Origin of the sequence: Sphingobacterium sp. B29 (assembly GCF_001952815.1) — a bacterium.
Taxonomy (GTDB): Bacteria; Bacteroidota; Bacteroidia; order Sphingobacteriales; family Sphingobacteriaceae; genus Sphingobacterium; species Sphingobacterium siyangense.
On the sequence record NZ_CP019158.1, the window covers coordinates 4,311,315 to 4,331,654 of the forward strand.

Consider the following 20,340-nt stretch of genomic DNA (forward strand, 5'->3'; position numbering starts at 1 on the left):
GTAACATGGATTTCGACGCGACCAATAAACAAGTTCATAATAATTTCAAAAACAGACTTCATGCCTTTATAACAATAGTTATCGAATTATAAATGCTTCTGAACGAATTGTAAGTCTTCTGTACGGTCAATTTATAAGGTCCCTATATTTAGATATGAAAAGGAGAAAATTAGCAGCCACAGACAGTGAAACCTTTATTAATTATTACCTACCCAATTGGCGATCCATTATCATCGGTAGTATCTTGATTTTAATAGGGATATCTACATGTTTCATCGGTTATCATCCGAATGATTCATTTAAAGAGAATTTCAGTGCCATGGTACTTGACTTTAAAGATGTATTTCGCTTTTTAGTCTCATTATTTATGTTGTTGCTCCACTTATCTTTTATTATCGGCGGCTGCCTTCTTCTAAAGAGCAGTAGGAAGATCATCCGAGCCCGAACAGATAAAAAAGGATTGTATTTTAAACGGATTAAAAAGAAGACCGGGAGTATGTGGGCTTTAGCAGATTTGGATGCGCTGGTATTCGTGCCCTACATTCAAATCGTTAATATCCGTATTATTGAAAGCAATTGGTTGGGTCCTAGACTTGAGCTTGAGACTTTTCAAGGTAAAGAAATCCTTACCATGTTGAACGTATTAAGCCGAAAACAAAAAGAGCAAATTTGCCAAACCGTGAAAGAATATGGTATTTAATGGAGATGTGGTCTGCTCTCCCCTGTTTAAACAAGTAAAAGTTTACTAAAATCAGAAAAAACTGATTCTAGTAAACTTTTACTTTGAACGATTTGCGGGTATAATTTATAATCAATCGTTGGGCAACAACTGATCGACATATTCTCTGATCTCTTGGGGTAACATAAGATAAACCGAGGTTTTCAGATTTGCTTTACTTGGTTCCCCATCGATGAAAATATTCTTAAATCCATCATTGAGCCATTTCCCCTCATCCTCTAGATATCCACGATATTTGCTGTCTAAATTTTCAATAATACTATTGTTGTTTCCCATGTTTTCCGTCATTTATTCTATGTAATCTGCATCTAAAATATTCGACAGGGGAACATCAACATTGGTGCCACACCTCCTTAAAATTTTAAAATTCATCTGTCGGAAGGCATATTTTAAGTTTTCTTAACATTTACCTATTCTACCAACACAAAACTACTACACATTAATTATCAACACATTACAACCAAACAAAAAAATAACTTAATTTGCTTTAATTGATATTATTCGCGATTTTTAATGGTGAATACCGTACTTTTGTATTTTAATGTTTATAACCCTATTATTTATGATATTAATAGCAGTCTTACTTCCTTGGTTATCGTTTTTCTTACGCGGTAAGATTCTAAGTGGCATTCTCTGTTTGATCCTACAGATGACCATACTGGGTTGGATACCCGCAGCCATTTGGGCGGTTGCATCTCGTGTTGACGGAAAAAACGAACAGCGCATACGTAAGATGGAACGTAATATGCGTAATTATCGATAAACCTTTGGCGCGAACTTAATCGATTGAACAGGTATCAATTGGGTGCCAAAAAATGCTGTATTTGTCCTAGTGTAAAATCGATCAGTTGGTCATTTACATCGCCATTAAAATCAGCCATCATATAGTTCCCATGATTAGCCGGTAAAATAAGCAGTCGGGCATGAGGAATCTGCTGTTGCATGGCAGCTAGATGTGTCGTTTTTACAACATCTTGGTCTCCCCCTATCAAAAATACCGGGCAGGTCAAAAGGCTTAAGGATTCCATTTCGAAGTCTTTAAAGTTTATCATGCGCTGGCTATCTTTTTCATACATATTTCGAAATTTCTCTGGATCTGGGTTCAGCTTCATAAAATTTTCTTTGAGAAAAGGCGGTATATCGTTAATTGTTGAAGCTTCCATACTTTCAAAAAAACCATCTAAAAGCCCCTCTCTTTTGGTATTTCCCGATGCAGCAATCAGCTTTTCCACCTTGTCCGGATACATCGTCGCAAATTTCAAAAGTGTTGTCGCTCCATTGCTAAAACCGAAAAATGAAGCTTTTTCGATAGAAAAGAAGTCAAGAACAGCCGAAATATCTTTCGCATCCTGCTCGAAGGTTTCGGGAGTGGTTCTGTGTTCGGATCTTCCATGATTTTGCAGGTCTATCACAATCAACTGGTACTGGTCATGCAATCTTTTTACTGTCTCTTCAAAATCAGCGTAGCCAGAGGAACCTCCGCCATGAATCAATACTAAAGGCTTTCCTGTGCCGAATATTTCGTAGTAAAGTTTTATTCCATTTGCAGGTGCATAACCGCTTTTCGATTCTATTTCACGCATAATTTATCCTATAAAGTCTATATTTCTGTCAGTAGCAACACGCTTTTACAGCGATTTGTTTTCTATAAATTTTTTAAAACTCAGCAAGACCCCATCTGTAAAAGACTGTTGTAGGGCCAAAGGTGTAAATGTATCAGGTTCGAAAGTTTCCCGGATAATTGTATTGTTATCAATCGCCTGAAATTCAACAACACAGGTTCTCCCTCCACTGATACTTCCAATGTATTCCATCCAAATAATCTCATCGTAAACGCCTACATAATCAAATCCCTCACGGCTATTTTTTTGCTCCATTCTAAAATTAAACATCCCGCCTTCCCTAAAGTCAATATGAACAGCAGGACAGTGCCAATCGTCAAATGGAATATTCCATTGCATAATTGCATCAGCATCATTCCAGTATTTCCAAACATCGGCTAGTGGCTTTTCAACTAAAATAACCGAAACCAAATTTTTGACAGGACGATCTTTACGTTTCATACGATGTTTTTAAATGATAAGAATACTTTTGTCTATCTACACTGGCTTAAAATCATTCCGTTCAATATATTGAGATAAATGATTGCATCGAGCGGCATCACAATATTAATAAACTATACAGAAATTCGACTTGTCCTATGACAATATTGACTTACGCTACACACATTTTTCTGCTATACAGCGGAGCTTCACTCTATATTTAAGAAAAGGATGAAAGCCTACCGTAATAAGTCAATTATTGAATAAACAGAAGACTATGGTATATTTATTGTGTGAACATGAGAGAACATATAAAAAACCGATTCAAATGAGAAAATTAGCATTTATAGTCATGAGCCTTGTTACTTTTACAGCCTGTAACAATGCTCCCAAGAACAGCGAATCAAAAGAAACAACTGATCAAAGCAAGGAAGCAACTCCGTCGATCGGCGGCAGCAAGGATGAGCACGGTTGTTTAGTCGCGGCGGGACAAACTTGGAGTGAGATCAAACAAGGATGTATCCAGGTCTTTAATATTGGCTTACGCCTGAATCCAACGGAGAAAGAAGAAGGGAAAGCTGTCATTAGTGCCTTTGTTGTCCTTAGCGAGGATAAATCAAAGGTAGAATTATTTTTACCTGATGACAGTAAAAAAACCATTATCCTGGATAAAGTCGAAAACGACATTTACCAAAAGGATAACTATAAATATGATGCTAAAAAATCAGCTCTTTACGTGGATAATACGATTAAGTACACAGGTGATGTTGAGTAGCCTAGAAAGATTGAACTATTGGCACAATTTGTACTACATATGGTCCTGAGTAATGATTCCCTATCATTTTATTCTCATTTACAGTAATATGATATTGGCCAACATCTTTAAATCTATAGGCAAACTCTTGGCCAAAGGGGCCATCAGCCGAACCATCGGGCATAAAAAGCTGACTAATTCGTACATTGGCTGTATCCGTGGGAGTTTTTATTTTGATAAGAACCGAATCCGCCTGATGGACTGAAATGAAAATAGTATCCGTTTTCCCCGATACCATATTCATTTCCTTAGATCTTCCACCACCAAAAAAGGTTATGTTAGAAGGTAATTCCTGTGCCCTGTGCTTAGATTCATTTGTACTGGACTGTGGCGGGCGCTGAGGTAATTGACAAGCTCCATACAGAAAAACAGCCAACACATTCATGATTACTAATCGTAATTTACCCATAACGTTTTACTTAGGATAACAAAAGCAATTAGATTACAGTTTTAGCCATTTTTCTTTTTCTATACATTCAACCGTTGATATTGAATTTGTTACATCGTCCACAAACTCCATTTTGATTTGATTGCATGTGGATTTAGTTCTCGTATTTTTTGATAAAAAACATAGAAATTTCTATTCCAGAGGGAATAGTTATGCGTAAAACTGAAAATGGACTGTCCCTTACTATCCAATTGAACGACAACTTGCCAGATATAGTGATTATTAATTTGAGTCGATGTCCTACGAAGTTCAATGATATCCACTAACCTAAAGGATCTACCTGCCCCGCCTTTTCGACCGACAGCATAAAAATAATTTTCATCAAAAAAATAATCTTCGTCACTTAACAGATTATCTTCTATACCAAATAGAAAGGGTCGTGACGACAGTTTTCTTAATTTATCTGTTTCAAAATGATCATTCATCTCATAGCTTTTTTTAACACCGTATAAATAATTTTCAGCTACAGTTTTCTTATAGACTTCTGTCAACACGACAACGATCAACATACAACTGATAACCAAAACAATGCCTTTAGAATTCATTTTTCGCAAAAAAAATTAACTGACACAAATCAGACAGAACATAGGAATTTCCCCTTCATCTCGATAGCATCTAATCCTTCGAAATAGCTATGGTCGCGTAGTTCTTTCTGAGCAATTTGTTGTTCCAATTGATAGCGCAAATCAATAGCCGTAAGATGTAGTGGATGTGAAGGCCACATGAGATAATACTCAGACGGAATGATTACCATTCCACCATGCGACATTATTCCAGGGACTTCCTTTCTTTTCTTTAAGATATCCAATATACCTTTTCAAGTAAGATTTCCCAATTTTACTATTTAACCCAACTTGATCTTCTCCTTTCATAAATTGATCGGAAAATAGCAACCAATCACTAAAATGCTTTTTCGCATATACTGACAACTTTTTGAGAACATCTAATGCCACAGGTTTTGATAGATATCCAACGTCCGTTGCGGATGTCGTAATATGACTTGCTACAGCAACAACAAAGGCATTTACCCCTACTTTGGAGATATCCCAAACGGCTGTATCGATCTTGCTGTTTTTTCCTTCCAATGCGGTCCCGGTCTTTTCGATTCCAAGTAATGTAAAATATGAACTCAACATTTCAAGACAGCTGTCTGTATCTGTTATACCAAAATCTCTTTTTAACAATTTGATAAAATCACTTCTATATTGATCAATTTTGGGATAATTTCCAAATTGATATAAGTGAATCGGATAACTTCCATCATCTCCCGTACTGCCGAATACCGTAAACCAGTCCCCAAAAACAATGACTCTAAATGCGGCTCCTAATGCATTTCCAAACTGTTCTTCATAAGGAATATCCAGAAGTATATTGTTATCAATTGCTAAACTCTCCGCCATTTTTTCCTCTTCGGCTTTCAAAGTAACTTCATCTTTGGCTTCATGCACACCTTCCTTTGCCGCATTCAATAATTCTCTTAAAAATTTAAACATAACGGTATTGATATTAACTACTTAAAAGAAATCTTACTTACTATATTTTGCTACAAGTGCATAATCATAGGGGATTCTCATGGACAAGTCTCGTGCTTGCCAAATATCTCCTTCAGACGCCTGGTAAAAATCATAGGCATTTTTCAAGAAATTTTCACCGTTTGGAGCCTCCACCCAACTTTTCTTCTCTCGATTGTAAAGTAAAATCATACAACTCACGCAACGATAATTACCTGCTGTTTTTAGGTTTTCAAAACAAGTTCCAACTTTAATATTAATCTTCTGATTGATTATCACATCGGTCAATTTACGATCCGTGAGATGAATTAATGCGATTTGTGCATCCTCATGATCCGGTGGTAACTTCGCTATTACTAATCGTCCAAAATCTGTCTTTCTAATTTTTTCGATTTCTAAAGCCCTAGATTCTGGAGATATGCGATTTGTATCAACCGGATATAGATCATCTTCTACAGCTGCCACTTCAGTCGTCGTTACTTCGGTAGCCTCAGCGGCAAGTAGCTGTTTATTGTTTTCATAATTTTCCCAATCTGCTGTATCGTAGGTAACCCACTGCTGTATCTTATAGAGCAAGGTTTCCCTCTTATTGACTTTGATAAAAAACGCCGCTATTAAAAATGAAACCAGCAAAATGAACAGGATAACGAGGACTCTTTTCAAACTAAAATTATTTAATGAAGTATTTAAATCTGTAAAATCGTGAAAACATATTCCATATTTTCATTTAATACCGTAAATCTGCACATAATTATTCAACCGATAAATCTGGAACCCATATTAGGTCAAAACTTGGCGATATTTGTAGCTCAATAATCAATATTTGAAAACAGCAATACAATCGCTAATTTCGAAGACCTTTAATGATTCAATTAAATCCAACGTGTATGCATAAGCTGTTAGATCTCATATCACCTCGAATCTTTAAAAAAGAAATTTCTTTTAGGAGGAACGAATACATTAAAATGAATGGTTCGATTGATTCAAAGATTTATTTCATAAAAAAAGGCAGCATCAAAATCTCTATTTTTCAGGAAGATCATGAACAGATTATTCGCTTTGGATATGATGGAGATCTCATTGTAGCTATGGATTCTTTTATTCATGGTAGCTACTCGGATTATGCAATTCAGGCAATAAAGAAAACAGATATGCTAATCGCCGAGAAGGAAGATTTTATGAATTTTATCTATTCCACTTCAGAAAACACAAAATTATATATCACTATCTTGGAACAGTTGGTATTACAGCAGCTTGAAAGAGAACGAGATCTATTGCTGGAATCCCCAAAAAACAGGTATGAAAGACTCGTTAAACGAAATCCTAGATTATTTCAACTAATTCCGAATAAGCATATCGCCAATTATCTTAGAATGAGTCCCGAAACTTTATCAAGAATCAGTAAATCTTGAGTTAAATCAATTTTTTTCCAATTTATTTTCGAGTATTTTATCAAAAAAAAGATGAAATATAAATCATTAGAACTACTTGATCAACTGGAAAAGCAAGTACAGGAACATATATCATTTGTCAATTCCCTAGAAGCCCTTTCTCAGGAGACATTACATAAAAGACCTCATGAAGGGTCCTGGAATATCCTCGAATGCATACAGCACCTGAATCTGTACGGAAGTTTCTATTTACCTGAAATCACAAAAAAAATATCCGAAAGCAATTTTGGCTACAATGTTGATTTCAAAAGTGGTTTTTTAGGGAACTATTTTGCTAATTCTATTTTACCAAATGATAAGGAAAAAAAGATGAAAACTTTTCGAAAAATGGATCCTAGAAATCTTATGCAGAGCGCCGAACCGATTCCAGTTTTTTTAGAACAGCAAAATAGACTACTTCATCTACTCGATAAGGCAAGGTCAAAAGATTTAACTAAAATTCGCATTAGGCTATCTTTCAGCAACTGGATACAGCTCCGTTTAGGAGATATATTTCGTTTTATTATTCATCACAATACCAGGCATATTGTACAAATAAAGAATATCTTATCGTTAACTACAAAACATTAAAATAGGGTCCTAAAGAAGCCCACAGCATATACACCAAAAGCATGTGGGCTTACCGATAAATAATATTGACTAACCGATGTAAACCCCATATTGACCGAATAGCCCTATCATGATATAGATTATGTGTTTATTTTGGCAAGATCAGATAACCAATAAAATAAAAACAATGCATAGAATTATAGGAATATGGATCGTCTTCTTGATTTGCTTTACTCAAAATAGTTTTGGACAAGTAAAAGATTCAAACTATTTTCTCGAAAAAGATAATACTAAGGTACCTCCGCAGGCCAACATTTTACCGCTACAAAATTTCAACTTCCACGTCAAACCCTATCAGGCTGTAGGAACCAAAGTGATCGTAGACTCATTATCGATCGGAGCAGATAATTATATCATTTATACATTTAGTATAACCAAATCTCCTCATGGCAAGGAATATTATTCTTTCTGCAATATTGTCGTTAAATTAACCTCGCAGGAGTCAATGATGACTTTAGCTCAAACGAATAAAATTTACGCGGGAAATGTTTCTAGAAACCACCCCGACTATTTTGGCCAGGGCTCCTTAATACGGGATGACTATCGTATTGATTTTATCGCATTTACGCAAGAAAACCATGATATTAGCGTAATTAACACTAAAATTTATAACCTTTCAAAAGGTAGAACCATATTGTTGGAACAAGATACCTTCCACCAATTTATGCTAAATGATTACCAATTTTCGGACATTGGACTACAATCAACCAATGACCTTAAAGAACATATTGCAGGACTAATAAATAAACGGTAAATGCAAAAATTCATCCTTTCATTTGAGCTTTAAAATAAATATGAAAACCTGGACGATCATGCTATTCTTCGTTTCCATTGGGGTCATACAAACGTATGCACAGCAAACGGCTAATATTAAAGTTACAAGTATAAATGTCCTCTTTAAAAGAATAACCCACTAAATCATGTCGATTAAAATAATATCATAGGAGATATCTTTAACCGTTCAAAAAAAGCCAAAATTAGTGATTAGAAAAAAAAAATTTAAGTACATCCAACACAGATGCAGCTATATTCAAAAAATGTTTCATACAATCAAGAAATATAACAATCAAGCCAGCATCGTCACTTAGCACCAATGAGTGCTAAAACTTTTTCAATAGGTCGACCAATTACTGCTACACCGTCCTTTACAACGATAGGGCGCTCAATCAAGATCGGATACTCCAGCATCACATCGATCCACTGCTCATCTGTTAAGTGAAGATTTTGGAATTTTTCCTGAAAGACCGATTCTCCTTTTCTGATAAGTTCCAAAGGTTTTAAAGCAAGTTGACCCAATAATTCAATCAATTGGCCTCTCGTCGGAACATCGTTTAAGTACTCCTGTACTTCTATATCCACAGCTTGATGCTGTAGCAGTTCCAATGCATTACAACTCTTACTACAATTTTTATTATGATAAATTTTAATCATGGTCGCAATATGTAAAGGATATCCTTGTGATAAAAAATCAATTATTGGATACCCTCAAAAATAGTAACAAAATCACAAACAGTTCAAATAAAATGCCATTGGCTAACCAAATATTCGAATTCATTTTCGAGAAACTGATCCGTTTATGACGTAGGATTGTTTCTCTTTTTTTAATTTAGTAATATGCAATCAGCCGAAAGTGTAACAGATTTTTACAAAAGGCAACCAGGTTTAACTCATCTGGATTTGCCGCTAAATAATACGGGAATTGGGCATTTCAATGTTTTCAGCAGGGAATCCTGTACTGTCGTCTCTCCGTACAATCGCCGCGATTTTTATAAAACCTCCCTTATCATAGGGCGTGGAAAACTATATTACGCGGATAAGTGGATACAAATCGATAGACCTGCCATGTTATTTGCGAATCCGGTTGTTCCATATGCTTGGGAGCCCGAATCCTCAGAACAATCCGGATGGTATTGTGTATTTACAGAGGAATTTATACAGCATAGTGAACGGATAGAAAGTCTAAAAGACTCTCCCCTGTTCAAGATAGGTAGCAACCCGATTTATTTTCCGGATGAAACACAATTAGCAGAAATTTCTACAATCTTCCAAAAGATGATGGTTGAAATGAACTCGAGCTATATCCATAAAGATGATATGTTGCGAAGTTATCTACATCTTCTAATTCATGAAACGATGAAATCGAGTCCCGCAGCGAGTTTTGGATCTTATACCAATGCATCGACCAGGGTATCGGGGCTATTTCTTGAGCTGTTAGAAAGACAATTTCCAATCAATACCCTTCAACTTAGCCTGCAATTGAAAAGCCCAGCAGATTATGCGCATGCGCTTTCGGTTCATATCAATCACCTCAATAGGTCGGTAAAAGAAGCCACAGGCAAAACCACCAGTACACATATTGCAAACCGTGTGGTCCAAGAAGCCAAAGCTTTGTTGCTGCATACCAATTGGAATGTATCGGATATTGCCTACAGCCTAGGATTTGAATATCCATCCTATTTTACCAATTTCTTCAAAAAGCAAACCGGGATGTCTCCAAACCAAGTCCGAAGCAATACTGTTTGAATTGTATAACAATCTGTTTGATTGTCTTAACTCGCTTCGTTTGTTCCATATGTACTTTTGTATTGAACAAAATGTAATCATTATGAAATATAGAAATCTTGGAACAACAAATGAAAAACTCTCTGCGATTGGATTAGGTTGTATGGGAATGAGCTTTGCTTACGGACCTACGGACGAAAAAGAGAGCATTGCAACATTGGAAAGAGCATTGGACCTCGGCATTAATTTTTGGGATACCGCGGATATGTACGGCAACGGAGCCAATGAGGAACTTATTTCAAAAGTGCTTGTTCCCAACCGTGACAAAGTTTTTATTGCAACAAAATTTGGATTTCGCTTTAAAGATGAAATAGCAGGTCCAAGTGGTACGGCAAACACCTATTTCGATGGCTCGCCCGAATGGATAAAATTAGCGGTAGAAAAAAGTTTAAAACGCCTTGGAATCGATACCATAGATCTTTATTATGCGCACCGCGTAGACCCCAATATTCCTATCGAAGAGACCGTAGGCGCTATGGCAGAATTGGTTAAAGAAGGAAAAGTGAGGTATTTGGGTTTAAGCGAAGCATCTCCCGCATCAATCATTAAAGCAAATGCCGTACACCCTATAGCTGCTTTACAGAGCGAATATTCGCTCCTTACACGTGATGTAGAAAAAGAAATCTTACACACCGTAAGGCAATTGGGGATAAGTTTAATTCCTTATGCGCCTCTAGCGCGTGGATTATTTTCCAATTCTTTAAATTTAGAAGATCTTGCTTCGGACGACTTTAGAAGAACCTTACCTCGAAATCAAGGTGAACATGCATTGAACAATGCACATTTAGTCGCCGACTTTTCCCTACTGGCAAAAGATAAAAACTGTAGTCCAATACAACTCGCTTTAGCCTGGGTACTGGCACAGGGAAATGACATCATTCCTATTCCAGGAACTAAAAAAAGAAAATACCTGGAGGAAAATGTCGGTGCCCTTGATGTACAATTATCGCATGATGATTTAAAAAAAATAGATGAGATACTTCATAAATACCCCAATATCGGAGCACGATACAGCGAAGGCGCTATGGCTTTAGTCAACCATTAATCCATTTTTGAGATTATAAGTGGCTTGCTGGCGCCGCTTATAATCTCAAAAATTGTTCTCATCCGTCCTTGTTCTATTGTCATGATATGCTGTAGGAACAGTTACGAATCGCTTAATATGGTATTAATTATCGGAAATTGCGGTACGCAACGAAAAATAGAAAGAACTTCCTGCGCCATAATCACTTTCAACACCAATTTCGCCACCTTGCGCTTCTATAAACTCCTTACTAATACTTAAACCAAGTCCTGTTCCACCCTTTTTTGACCCTGGCACACGGAAGTAACGCGCAAATATTTTATCCAAATATTTCGGCTCGATCCCTTGCCCACTGTCGGTAACGATAAATTTTGTTTTAAGTTCGCTGTTTTCCACTGCGATACGAATAAGCGAATCCTCATGGGAGTAACGTATTGCATTGGAAAGAAAATTTGTAAGAACCCAGGCCGTTTTCTCATTGTCAGCAAATATAGCTTTCACATTAGGTCCTACCTCGATAACAAAGTGGATATTTTTTTGATTCGCAGCAAATTGATTTGCCATGATAGCATATTCAATAATAGGCTGTATTTCTGTCGTATGTAAGTTAATTTGAATAGAACCACTTTCAACCTGCGTCATATTTAACAGTTCACCGGTTATTTGAAGCAAGCGGTTAGAATCATCTTTTATTCCATTTAACAACGTGAGCTGCTCGGTATTCAGATGACCTATTTGCTCGTTTTCCAACAATTGAACCCCCATCTGAATCGCCGCAATAGGTGTTTTGAACTCGTGCGAAACAGTACCGATGAAGTTTGTTTTTGCAAGATCAAGTTCCTTAAATGGCGTAATATTCTTTAGGATAACCACCTGCCCGATAAACTTTGGCTCAAGTTCACCCGTAGGCAAAACATTGATATCGATAACATCTTTTTCAAAATAGCTTTCTCTATCATCTGCATAAATTTTAACAGCATTTTTTTCACGTTTTTCTACAGGAAGAAAAAGATCTTTAAAAATATCCTTAGCAAGATCATTTTCATCTGAAACCGCTAAAGCAGATCTTCCGAGAAGTTGATCTTTATGTAGATTTGTGATGCGAAGTGCTTCCTCGTTGACAAAAATGACACGTCGCTCTTCGTCGAAGCCTATCACCGGATCATGCATATGATCAACAAGAGACTCAATTCGTCTTTTTTCCTTTAAAATTTTTTCAAGTTTACTTTCAGCGTATTCTTCAAGTTTCTCTGCCATGGAATTAAATGAAGCGACGAGTTCGGCAAACTCACCACCGCTCTGTACCTGAATACGCTCTTTGTAGTTCTGTCCTGCAATCTGTCGAATACTCGCTGTCAATTTCGCAATGGGATCAGCTATATTGGACGGCAAATTGACCAGCAATATAAAAGCAATGATAAAACAGAGCGCCCCGGCAAATGAAATGACCAAAATTGCATGTTCGGCAGTGCGATCCGCAATAATACTCTTCCGAGAAATTGCCGTCATATTTTGTTCCATTAACAAGGCAATATCCTTTCTGATAGACGAGACAATAGTAACATCTAAGGGCTTATCTCGCAGTTTTAAAAAATGTTTGGCAATTGCGTTTGTTGTTTGCTGCTCTCCGACTTCGGTAACATTTTTCCGTTGTTTGTCAAGATTAATCTGGAAGTTGTTAAAAGCAGCTTTTTCAACAGGAATTTCCTCCAATGCCAATAACATATTCTTGGCGTACAGCAGCGTATTGTAGTTCGCTGTCAGTATATTTGCGGTATCCTTTTTTAACCGGTTTACATACCAACCACTCAGCGCGGCAAGTAGAAAGATCATGAGAAAAAGTGATCCTACACCAAAGGTAAGTTTCGTTTTTATTTTCATCTTATTCACAATTTGTCTTTATCATTAAGACAATATAATCAGGTCGATGTCTTCGGTCGACAGTTGTGCCAGCAGTTTGCTAAATGTATCCTTAGCAAGTAACATCCTTAAAAGAGATAATCGTGGTTTTCCAATGCAAACTGTGGTGATCTTGCGGAGCTCGCACAAAGCGATGATCTCTTTTGCCACACTATGACTTTCTACTTTGATAATTTCTCCACCAAGTTCTGTCGCCAGTTTAAAGTTATTGATCAGGTGCCGTTGTTTATTTAACGCTATCCGATCTCCGCGCTCTTTTGGCAACTGTACATACAGCAAAAACCAACTGCTATTGTAATATCCTGCTAAGCGTGCTGTTTTTCGGATGACGTTTTTTGCTTTTATTTCATTAGAACTTATACAAGCCAGGAAACGCTCCTTTCGCACCCATCGTTGGGGTTGAACTTCAATCTCTACTTTGCGTTGAACCTGGGAGGCAACTTCTTTCAACGCCATTTCACGCAATTGTAAAATATGTTCGCTTTTAAAGAAGTTTTGAAGCGCTGCCTGAATTTTTGACGCGTCATAGATCTTGCCCTCTTTTAGTCGAATGATAAGCTCTTCTGCAGTAAGATCAATATTAACGACTTCATCTGCGGAATCAATAACACTGTCGGGAACACGTTCTTGCACTTCAACACCTGTAATCGCTTTGACCTCCTCGTTTAAACTCTCAATATGCTGGATATTAACAGCGCTGATCACATTAATCCCCGCCTCAAGAATCTCCATAACATCCTGCCACCTTTTGGTATTTTTACTGCCTTCAATATTTGTATGTGCGAGCTCATCGATAATGACAACCTCGGGATGTGAATTCAAGACAGCATAAAGGTCCAGTTCCTCCAACTGTTTGCCTTTGTAAAAAAGATGGCGTCGGGCGATAAGGGGTAGACCATCGAGCAATTGATGTGTTTCCTTCCGATTATGTGTCTCAATATAGCCAATACGCACATCGATTCCTCCCTGTAAAAGGGTATGTGCATCCTGTAACATGCGGTAGGTTTTTCCTACGCCTGCACTCATACCGATATAAAGTTTGAAGCGACCTCTTCTCGATTTCCGGATAAGGTCCAAAAAGTGTTCAGCGCTTTTCCTCTCTTCCATTTTTATTGCCTTTCATTTCAGAAGGTTCCTGCCGATCCAACACACGGCAGGAACGATTGTTTTTAAAAACTAACGGTAAGTGCTGTTACAGCCGTCACACTATTTTTCACCAACTTATTTGTCCGATCAAGGAAAATAGCATCTTTATTTGTGAGGTTACGTAGTTCCGTACGCCAAAGAACATGGGGAAGAATGGCATAATCTGCATTTAAAGAATAGCCAAACGTTTGAAAACCTTGCTCTGTAGTCGTAGAAACGATCACACCATGCTTATCGTTGTAATATTCTCCTCTTGCAGTTAAGCTAAATTTTTCGGTCGTCGCGTATCGTGCAATTAACACTGGGGTGTACCATACATTGTACTTCGAACTACCTTTTGCTTTTTGTTCCGCTCCAATATCAAATCCGAATGTGATTCCCAGCTTTTCGTTCATTTGATAAATTGCATATAGGTTATGAAAATAGCGCATCTGTCTGACGCTATCCGCTTTGTCACTGCCTATAAAAGAACCACTATTGATGGTCCATTTATCTGTCGGTTTATAGACCAATTGATGCCCAAATGCCGGTAAACTGCTACCATCTACACGTTGAATCCGCTGCCATCCGTTTAAAATAAGCCCACTTAAAAATAGTTTTCCCGATGCGGATGTATAGGATATTTTTGCTCCTGTTTCAAAATAAGGGGAATTATCCGCAAAAATACTCCTTGTTACAGTCCAATTATCCTTTCCTATAGCGCTTTCAAAGCCCAAATGGGAAGAAAATATGCCAGCATCGATCCATAAATTATGTTTTTTCGAGATACGTATACCGGCGTTCGCTTCGTAAATATTTTTTAAGACTCCGGGTTCCGCACCGTAGTTGGCATTCATATATGTGCCGACACCTAAAGCAAGATTTGCACGGGTATTTGTTGTTTCGTATGCAGCTTTTAAAAGTGCCAAGTTTATGTTTACTTCATTCGTCCTATTGTGACTATATACAAAGCCTGGACGTGTATTTCCAAGTGGATTATTAAAGTCACGGAGGTAATATGCTTCAAGGTAACCACTGATAGAAAATCGGGTATTTTGAGTCGTATCTTGCTGTGCAAATAATTGTGTTGCCCCTGCGAGTAAACAGGCCAACATCGCTAGTTTTTTCATGTAAATTGTTCTTATAAAATGTATATCGATGACCCTTTAGGTCAATTTTATTTTTCAACCATCTTGTCCAAAGCAATATTTAGTTCAAGGACATTGATTTTGCGAGGTCCAAACATATTCCATAAAGGCGTCTGAACGTGGGCGTCAACAAGAGACTGTAGGCTATTTACCGATACACCTCTCGCTTTCGCAACACGATCAATTTGTATTTTTGCGGCCTCGATGGAGATATCTGGATCCAAACCACTACCACTGGCTGTAACAATGTCTACCGGTACCTGTTCGCGTTTTACAGTAGGATTGTGGACTAAGAAAGTATCGATACGGGCCCTAACTTCCGAAAGATATTCCCCATTAGAGGGTCCTTTGTTACTTCCACCCGATCCAGCAGCATTATAACCAACAGCTGAAGGACGCGACGAGAAGTAATCATCACGCGTAAAGGCCTGTCCAATATTTCTGTAATACTTTTGCCCATTGTACTCAAGCATTTCCCCATTTCCATGATTGGGTGCTATTTGAGCTATTGCCCATACGAGGGCTGGATATACCACTGAGAGCAGGAGCGATAAAACAATTGTAATCTTTATTGCCGGATATATATGTGTTTTCATCTTTGCTTTTATTATTAAAAATGTATTAGATAAATAGGGAAACCAGTAGGTCTATGACCTTGATACCAATAAATGGAACGAGTACTCCACCAAGTCCAAAAACGAGCAGATTTCTCCGTAACAGTGCGCTTGCACCTATAGGTTTGTATGCGACTCCTTTCAATGCCAAAGGAATCAGTAATGGGATAATAATTGCGTTAAAGATGACAGCTGATAGTATGGCACTTTGTGGACTACTGAGCTGCATAATGTTTAAACCTTGAAGTGCGGGTATTGCTGCAATAAACAAGGCCGGAATGATAGCAAAATATTTGGCGACATCGTTTGCAATACTAAACGTTGTTAGCGTACCTCTGGTCATCAACAATTGTTTGCCTATCTCCACAACCTCAATCAGTTTGGTTGGATCATTGTCGAGATCGACCATATTTCCAGCCTCTTTTGCAGCTTGTGTACCGCTGTTCATCGCTACACCAACATCGGCTTGTGCAAGTGCTGGAGCATCGTTTGTACCATCCCCCATCATGGCGACCAATCGTCCATCAAGCTGTTCTTTTTTGATATAGTTCATCTTGTCTTCAGGTTTCGCTTCGGCTATGAAATCATCCACTCCAGCTTTTTCCGCAATATATTTGGCCGTCAACGGATTGTCTCCCGTCACCATAACAGTCTTGATACCCATTTTTCGCAACCTTTCAAAGCGTTCATGAATTCCAGGTTTTATCACATCCTGCAATTCTATGACACCGAGAACCTGTTCATTCTCTGCAACGACCAATGGGGTTCCCCCATTTTGAGAGATAAGCTTTACGCGTTCATCTATTTCCTGAGGAAACAGATTTCCAGTCTTTACAATGATATTCCGAATAGCATCTGTTGCACCTTTACGAATACGTGTCTGTGCAAAGTCTATTCCTGAGCTACGGGTCTCCGCGGTAAACTTAATGAATACAGGATTTTCGACCTTATAGCTCGATGGGTTGACACCAGCCAATTCGACAATTGATTTCCCTTCCGGTGTTTCATCCGCCATGGAGCTCAATGTGGCTGCACGTACCAGAGCTTCCTTCAGGACGCCATCTGCGGGGTAAAAATTTGTCGCCTTACGATTTCCGATCGTAATAGTTCCAGTTTTATCAAGCAACAAGACATCAATATCTCCTGCCGTTTCAACTGCCTTGCCACTTTTTGTTATAACATTTGCACGAAGTGCACGATCCATTCCCGCGATACCAATTGCCGATAAAAGACCACCTATTGTTGTTGGAATCAGACAGACAAAAAGTGAAATAAACGAAGCAATGGTGATACCAACATTGGCATAATCCGCAAATGGTTTTAAGGTCACCGTTACGATAATAAATACAAGTGTAAAACCTGCCAGAAGGATTGTTAATGCAATCTCATTAGGTGTTTTTTGGCGGCTTGCCCCTTCAACCAATGCGATCATCTTATCCAAAAAGCTCTCCCCCGGTTCTGTCGTTACCTGCACGACAATTCGATCGGACAAAACCTTGGTACCACCGGTAACTGAACTTTTATCACCTCCAGCCTCGCGGATCACCGGTGCTGATTCTCCAGTAATTGCACTCTCATCTATGGTTGCCAATCCCTCAATAATCTCCCCATCCAACGGAATTACATCACCAGCCTGGCAAACAAAAACATCATCTTTTTTCAGTTGAGCGGACGAAACTACCCGACCATCACGCAGGGTTGCTGGAGTTTCCTCCCGAGTTTTCCGAAGACTATCTGCTTGCGCCTTACCGCGGGCTTCGGCAATTGCCTCAGCAAAATTTCCAAACAACAAGGTTAAAAATAGAATAAGAAATACCGTAAAATTATAACCAAGTGTACCTTGTGATTTTTCCCCAGTCATTATCCAAAGACAAACGACGGCCATAATCAGCGTCCCGATTTCCACAGTAAACATCACTGGATTACGGAACATTATTTTAGGATTTAGCTTCACGAAAGATTGCTTTAAAGCCTGTTGTACAAGTTCTTTCTGAAACAATGTTTGTTGATTGCTCATTTTTAGAATTCTTTAATTTTAAGTACTACATGGAAAAATATTCCGCAATTGGACCCAATGCCAACGCAGGGAAGAAAGAGAGTGCTGCAATAATCGCGATCACAGCGAATACCATTAAACCGAATGTACTTGTATCTGTTTTTAGCGTTCCCTCACCTTCAGGTATAAATTTTTTCTCAGCCAATAATCCCGCAATAGCAATTGGGCCTATAATCGGTATAAAGCGGCCGAGTAACAATACGATACCTGTCGAAATGTTCCACCAAATTGTATTATCTCCAAGACCTTCAAACCCACTACCATTGTTAGCTGCGGATGAAGTATATTCGTACAATATTTCACTAAAACCATGGAATCCAGGGTTATTCAATGTAGAAGCACCTTGGGCTGGAAAGGCTGTGGCAAGTGCTGTACCGACAAGGATTAGAAAAGGATGGGCAAGAGCAACAATCATAGCAATTTTCATTTCCCGCGCTTCAACTTTCTTACCCATAAACTCTGGTGTGCGCCCCACCATCAAGCCACTAATGAAAACGGCGAGTATAATAAAAATGAAGAAATTGAGTATTCCCGCGCCTACACCGCCATAAAAAGCATTCACCATCATCGCTATAAGTTCGTTCATACCAGATAAGGGCATGTAACTATCATGCATAGAATTGACAGAACCCGTCGAAATCATCGTTGTAACAATGCTCCAAAACCCCGATGCCGCTGCACCAATACGTATTTCCTTTCCCTCCATGGCGCCCATAGACGTGTCAATACCCATCTGTGCGATCGCTGGATTTCCAGCCATCTCCATTTTTATATTTGGTATTGTCAGGATGATAAACCCAATGGTCATCACACCAAACATCATCCATGAAAATTTACGCTTGCGAATAAAAAAGCCGAATGCAAATATCATCGCCATCGGGATAATAAACTGGGCAATCATTTCCACCATATTGGTCAAATAATTGGGATTTTCAAATGGATGCGCACTGTTCGCACCGAAAAAACCACCTCCATTTGTACCAAGATGTTTAATTGGGACAAAGGCAGCTACTGGTCCTCGGCTTACCTGTACGGTATCTCCAGCGACAGTAATCATGCTGTCCTTACCTTCGAAAGTCATCGGCATGCCTTGGAATACGAAGATGGCAGCAACCAAGACAGAGATAGGCAGTAAAATCCGGGTGCAAGACTTCACAAAGAAATCGTAAAAATTGCCCAATTGTGTTGTTGTCTTATCCCTAAAAGCTTTGAAAATAACCACTGCAGCAGCCATTCCCACGCCTGCGGTAACGAATTGAAGAAACATGAGCCAAATTTGTCCTAGATAGCTCACTCCTGATTCACCGGAATAGTGCTGGAGATTACAGTTGACCAAAAAAGATATACTGGTATTAAAGGCCAAATCAGCAGTCATTCCAGGATTCCCATCTGGATTTAAAGGCAAATGTCCCATATTCATCAGGATAGCCATGCTCAACAGGAACCACAGTAGATTAATTGTCAAAAGAGCAACGAGGTGCTGTTTCCAAGTCATCTGGAGGCTAGGATTAATTCCTGTCACCCGATAAAAAAATCGTTCCAATGGTTGAAACAATGGATCTAACCAGGTTTTTTCATTGCCATATACCTTAGCTATATATTTCCCAAGGGGAAGTCCGAGTAGTAATGTTACGATGAACATCACTATGATTCCAAGAATCTCTGTATTCATTTCTTTAGTTGATTTGTATAAAAAGTGTATCATGACCGATCGTCATCTAACCTCAAGCTCTTCTTTTCGCTATGTAACACGAAAAGAACTGACTGAAAGCGGGATTTCATCGCAGACGATAGAGAATGAGTAATCTTGTTATTAAAATTTTTCTGGCTTTAGAAGTACATAACAGATATATGCAAAAACCAGTAGTGCTACAATAAATAAAGCTGTCATTTACTTTGATATTAATAGATTATGAATTTGTTGTCCTTTAAGGACCTCTAAAAATGGTATTGGTAGCTGAGCTTCGATTACCGCCCATGCATTGACCGAACTGATGCGCCGAAGACCTCCTAAAGATCTTACAAAGAGATTTTCCAGAATGTATTTGACATAATGGTTTCCTCGCCCATAAATCATTCCGAGGAAATGAATATGCTGGCAAATTTTGTCCGTACTTTGCAATATAATTAAGCTCCGAAGGTGATTAATAACGGCCTGTAGGGCTCCTGCAAAATTGTGCTTCCGCAATAAGAAATTAATCTCTGATCGGATTTCCTTATAATGGAGCGCCATATACAAACCTGCACCGTATTGATTTAATTTTTTCATGTTGTGCG

Annotated in this window: 25 protein-coding genes; 8 read left to right on the forward strand and 17 right to left on the reverse strand. The window is 38.3% G+C overall.

What is annotated here, in order from left to right:
• The first annotated feature begins 154 nt into the window (after positions 1-154).
• Positions 155-700 (forward strand): hypothetical protein, encoded by a 546-nt coding sequence (locus tag BV902_RS18500; protein ID WP_075993210.1) that lies wholly within the window; start codon positions 155-157, stop codon positions 698-700.
• Between the two features lie 111 nt (positions 701-811).
• Here the strand turns inward: BV902_RS18500 and BV902_RS18505 are convergent, their stop codons facing one another.
• Positions 812-1,015, reverse strand: coding sequence for a hypothetical protein (locus BV902_RS18505; protein ID WP_145327083.1), 204 nt, complete (start codon positions 1,013-1,015; stop codon positions 812-814).
• A 286-nt stretch (positions 1,016-1,301) separates the two neighbouring features.
• Between BV902_RS18505 and BV902_RS18510 the strand changes: the two genes are divergently transcribed.
• Positions 1,302-1,502: a YqaE/Pmp3 family membrane protein gene (locus BV902_RS18510; RefSeq protein WP_075994862.1), complete on the forward strand. Its 201-nt coding sequence runs from the start codon at positions 1,302-1,304 to the stop codon at positions 1,500-1,502.
• Positions 1,503-1,536: 34 nt separating this feature from the next.
• Here the strand turns inward: BV902_RS18510 and BV902_RS18515 are convergent, their stop codons facing one another.
• Both BV902_RS18515 and BV902_RS18520 read right to left on the reverse strand, forming a co-directional pair.
• Positions 1,537-2,322 (reverse strand): alpha/beta fold hydrolase, encoded by a 786-nt coding sequence (locus BV902_RS18515; protein WP_075993212.1) that lies wholly within the window; start codon positions 2,320-2,322, stop codon positions 1,537-1,539.
• Between the two features lie 45 nt (positions 2,323-2,367).
• The gene (locus BV902_RS18520; protein WP_083663671.1) at positions 2,368-2,802 is read right to left on the reverse strand and encodes an SRPBCC domain-containing protein; all 435 of its coding nucleotides are present in this window, start codon (positions 2,800-2,802) and stop codon (positions 2,368-2,370) included.
• A 307-nt stretch (positions 2,803-3,109) separates the two neighbouring features.
• On the opposite strand from BV902_RS18520, the gene BV902_RS18525 reads away from it, so the two are divergent.
• Positions 3,110-3,556 (forward strand): hypothetical protein, encoded by a 447-nt coding sequence (locus BV902_RS18525; protein ID WP_075994864.1) that lies wholly within the window; start codon positions 3,110-3,112, stop codon positions 3,554-3,556.
• A 1-nt stretch (position 3,557) separates the two neighbouring features.
• On the opposite strand, the gene BV902_RS18530 is transcribed toward BV902_RS18525, so the two are convergent.
• The 5 genes from BV902_RS18530 to BV902_RS18545 form a co-directional block, all read right to left on the reverse strand.
• Positions 3,558-4,004 carry a hypothetical protein gene (locus BV902_RS18530; protein WP_075993213.1) on the reverse strand — a complete coding sequence of 149 codons (447 nt, stop codon included), beginning with the start codon at positions 4,002-4,004 and terminating at the stop codon, positions 3,558-3,560.
• Positions 4,005-4,093: 89 nt separating this feature from the next.
• Entirely contained in the window at positions 4,094-4,588 is a 495-nt protein-coding gene (locus tag BV902_RS18535; protein ID WP_075993214.1) for a hypothetical protein, read from the reverse strand.
• A 29-nt stretch (positions 4,589-4,617) separates the two neighbouring features.
• The gene (locus tag BV902_RS27415; protein ID WP_157626137.1) at positions 4,618-4,797 is read right to left on the reverse strand and encodes a hypothetical protein; all 180 of its coding nucleotides are present in this window, start codon (positions 4,795-4,797) and stop codon (positions 4,618-4,620) included.
• Positions 4,778-5,536, reverse strand: coding sequence for a DUF1266 domain-containing protein (locus tag BV902_RS18540; RefSeq protein ID WP_075993215.1), 759 nt, complete (start codon positions 5,534-5,536; stop codon positions 4,778-4,780). The genes BV902_RS27415 and BV902_RS18540 overlap by 20 nt, the downstream gene beginning before the upstream one ends.
• Positions 5,537-5,569: 33 nt before the next feature.
• Entirely contained in the window at positions 5,570-6,217 is a 648-nt protein-coding gene (locus BV902_RS18545) for a hypothetical protein (protein WP_075993216.1), read from the reverse strand.
• Positions 6,218-6,441: 224 nt separating this feature from the next.
• Here BV902_RS18545 and BV902_RS18550 point away from each other — a divergent pair, with 224 nt between their 5' ends.
• From BV902_RS18550 to BV902_RS18560, 3 genes are all read left to right on the forward strand, one after another.
• Positions 6,442-6,966, forward strand: coding sequence for a Crp/Fnr family transcriptional regulator (locus BV902_RS18550; RefSeq protein ID WP_075993217.1), 525 nt, complete (start codon positions 6,442-6,444; stop codon positions 6,964-6,966).
• Between the two features lie 51 nt (positions 6,967-7,017).
• The gene (locus tag BV902_RS18555; protein WP_075993218.1) at positions 7,018-7,575 is read left to right on the forward strand and encodes a DinB family protein; all 558 of its coding nucleotides are present in this window, start codon (positions 7,018-7,020) and stop codon (positions 7,573-7,575) included.
• A 166-nt stretch (positions 7,576-7,741) separates the two neighbouring features.
• Positions 7,742-8,368 (forward strand): hypothetical protein, encoded by a 627-nt coding sequence (locus BV902_RS18560; RefSeq protein ID WP_157626138.1) that lies wholly within the window; start codon positions 7,742-7,744, stop codon positions 8,366-8,368.
• 326 nt (positions 8,369-8,694) lie between these two features.
• Here the strand turns inward: BV902_RS18560 and arsC are convergent, their stop codons facing one another.
• Positions 8,695-9,045: an arsenate reductase (glutaredoxin) gene (arsC, locus tag BV902_RS18565; RefSeq protein ID WP_075993220.1), complete on the reverse strand. Its 351-nt coding sequence runs from the start codon at positions 9,043-9,045 to the stop codon at positions 8,695-8,697.
• 183 nt (positions 9,046-9,228) lie between these two features.
• Between arsC and BV902_RS18570 the strand changes: the two genes are divergently transcribed.
• Together BV902_RS18570 and BV902_RS18575 are read left to right on the forward strand one after the other, a co-directional pair.
• Entirely contained in the window at positions 9,229-10,137 is a 909-nt protein-coding gene (locus BV902_RS18570; RefSeq protein ID WP_075993221.1) for a helix-turn-helix domain-containing protein, read from the forward strand.
• Positions 10,138-10,219: 82 nt separating this feature from the next.
• Complete coding sequence (locus tag BV902_RS18575; RefSeq protein ID WP_075993222.1) at positions 10,220-11,221, forward strand: aldo/keto reductase; 1,002 nt, start codon at positions 10,220-10,222, stop codon at positions 11,219-11,221.
• A gap of 123 nt (positions 11,222-11,344) precedes the next feature.
• On the opposite strand, the gene BV902_RS18580 is transcribed toward BV902_RS18575, so the two are convergent.
• The 8 genes from BV902_RS18580 to BV902_RS18615 all read right to left on the reverse strand — a co-directional run bounded on the left by BV902_RS18580 (position 11,345) and on the right by BV902_RS18615 (position 20,332).
• Positions 11,345-13,081 carry a HAMP domain-containing sensor histidine kinase gene (locus BV902_RS18580; protein ID WP_075993223.1) on the reverse strand — a complete coding sequence of 579 codons (1,737 nt, stop codon included), beginning with the start codon at positions 13,079-13,081 and terminating at the stop codon, positions 11,345-11,347.
• A gap of 24 nt (positions 13,082-13,105) precedes the next feature.
• The gene (locus BV902_RS18585) at positions 13,106-14,227 is read right to left on the reverse strand and encodes a histidine kinase (protein ID WP_075993224.1); all 1,122 of its coding nucleotides are present in this window, start codon (positions 14,225-14,227) and stop codon (positions 13,106-13,108) included.
• A gap of 62 nt (positions 14,228-14,289) precedes the next feature.
• Positions 14,290-15,375: a porin gene (locus BV902_RS18590; RefSeq protein WP_075993225.1), complete on the reverse strand. Its 1,086-nt coding sequence runs from the start codon at positions 15,373-15,375 to the stop codon at positions 14,290-14,292.
• Between the two features lie 47 nt (positions 15,376-15,422).
• Positions 15,423-15,989 (reverse strand): K(+)-transporting ATPase subunit C, encoded by a 567-nt coding sequence (locus BV902_RS18595; protein ID WP_075993226.1) that lies wholly within the window; start codon positions 15,987-15,989, stop codon positions 15,423-15,425.
• 25 nt (positions 15,990-16,014) lie between these two features.
• Positions 16,015-18,024 carry a potassium-transporting ATPase subunit KdpB gene (gene kdpB / locus BV902_RS18600; RefSeq protein ID WP_075993227.1) on the reverse strand — a complete coding sequence of 670 codons (2,010 nt, stop codon included), beginning with the start codon at positions 18,022-18,024 and terminating at the stop codon, positions 16,015-16,017.
• 25 nt (positions 18,025-18,049) lie between these two features.
• Positions 18,050-19,735 (reverse strand): potassium-transporting ATPase subunit KdpA, encoded by a 1,686-nt coding sequence (kdpA, locus tag BV902_RS18605; RefSeq protein WP_075993228.1) that lies wholly within the window; start codon positions 19,733-19,735, stop codon positions 18,050-18,052.
• 141 nt (positions 19,736-19,876) lie between these two features.
• Positions 19,877-19,954, reverse strand: a complete 78-nt coding sequence (locus BV902_RS28750; RefSeq protein WP_075994865.1) for a potassium-transporting ATPase subunit F — start codon at positions 19,952-19,954, stop codon at positions 19,877-19,879.
• Positions 19,955-20,332: a DUF7674 family protein gene (locus BV902_RS18615; RefSeq protein WP_075993229.1), complete on the reverse strand. Its 378-nt coding sequence runs from the start codon at positions 20,330-20,332 to the stop codon at positions 19,955-19,957.
• Positions 20,333-20,340 lie beyond the last annotated feature (8 nt).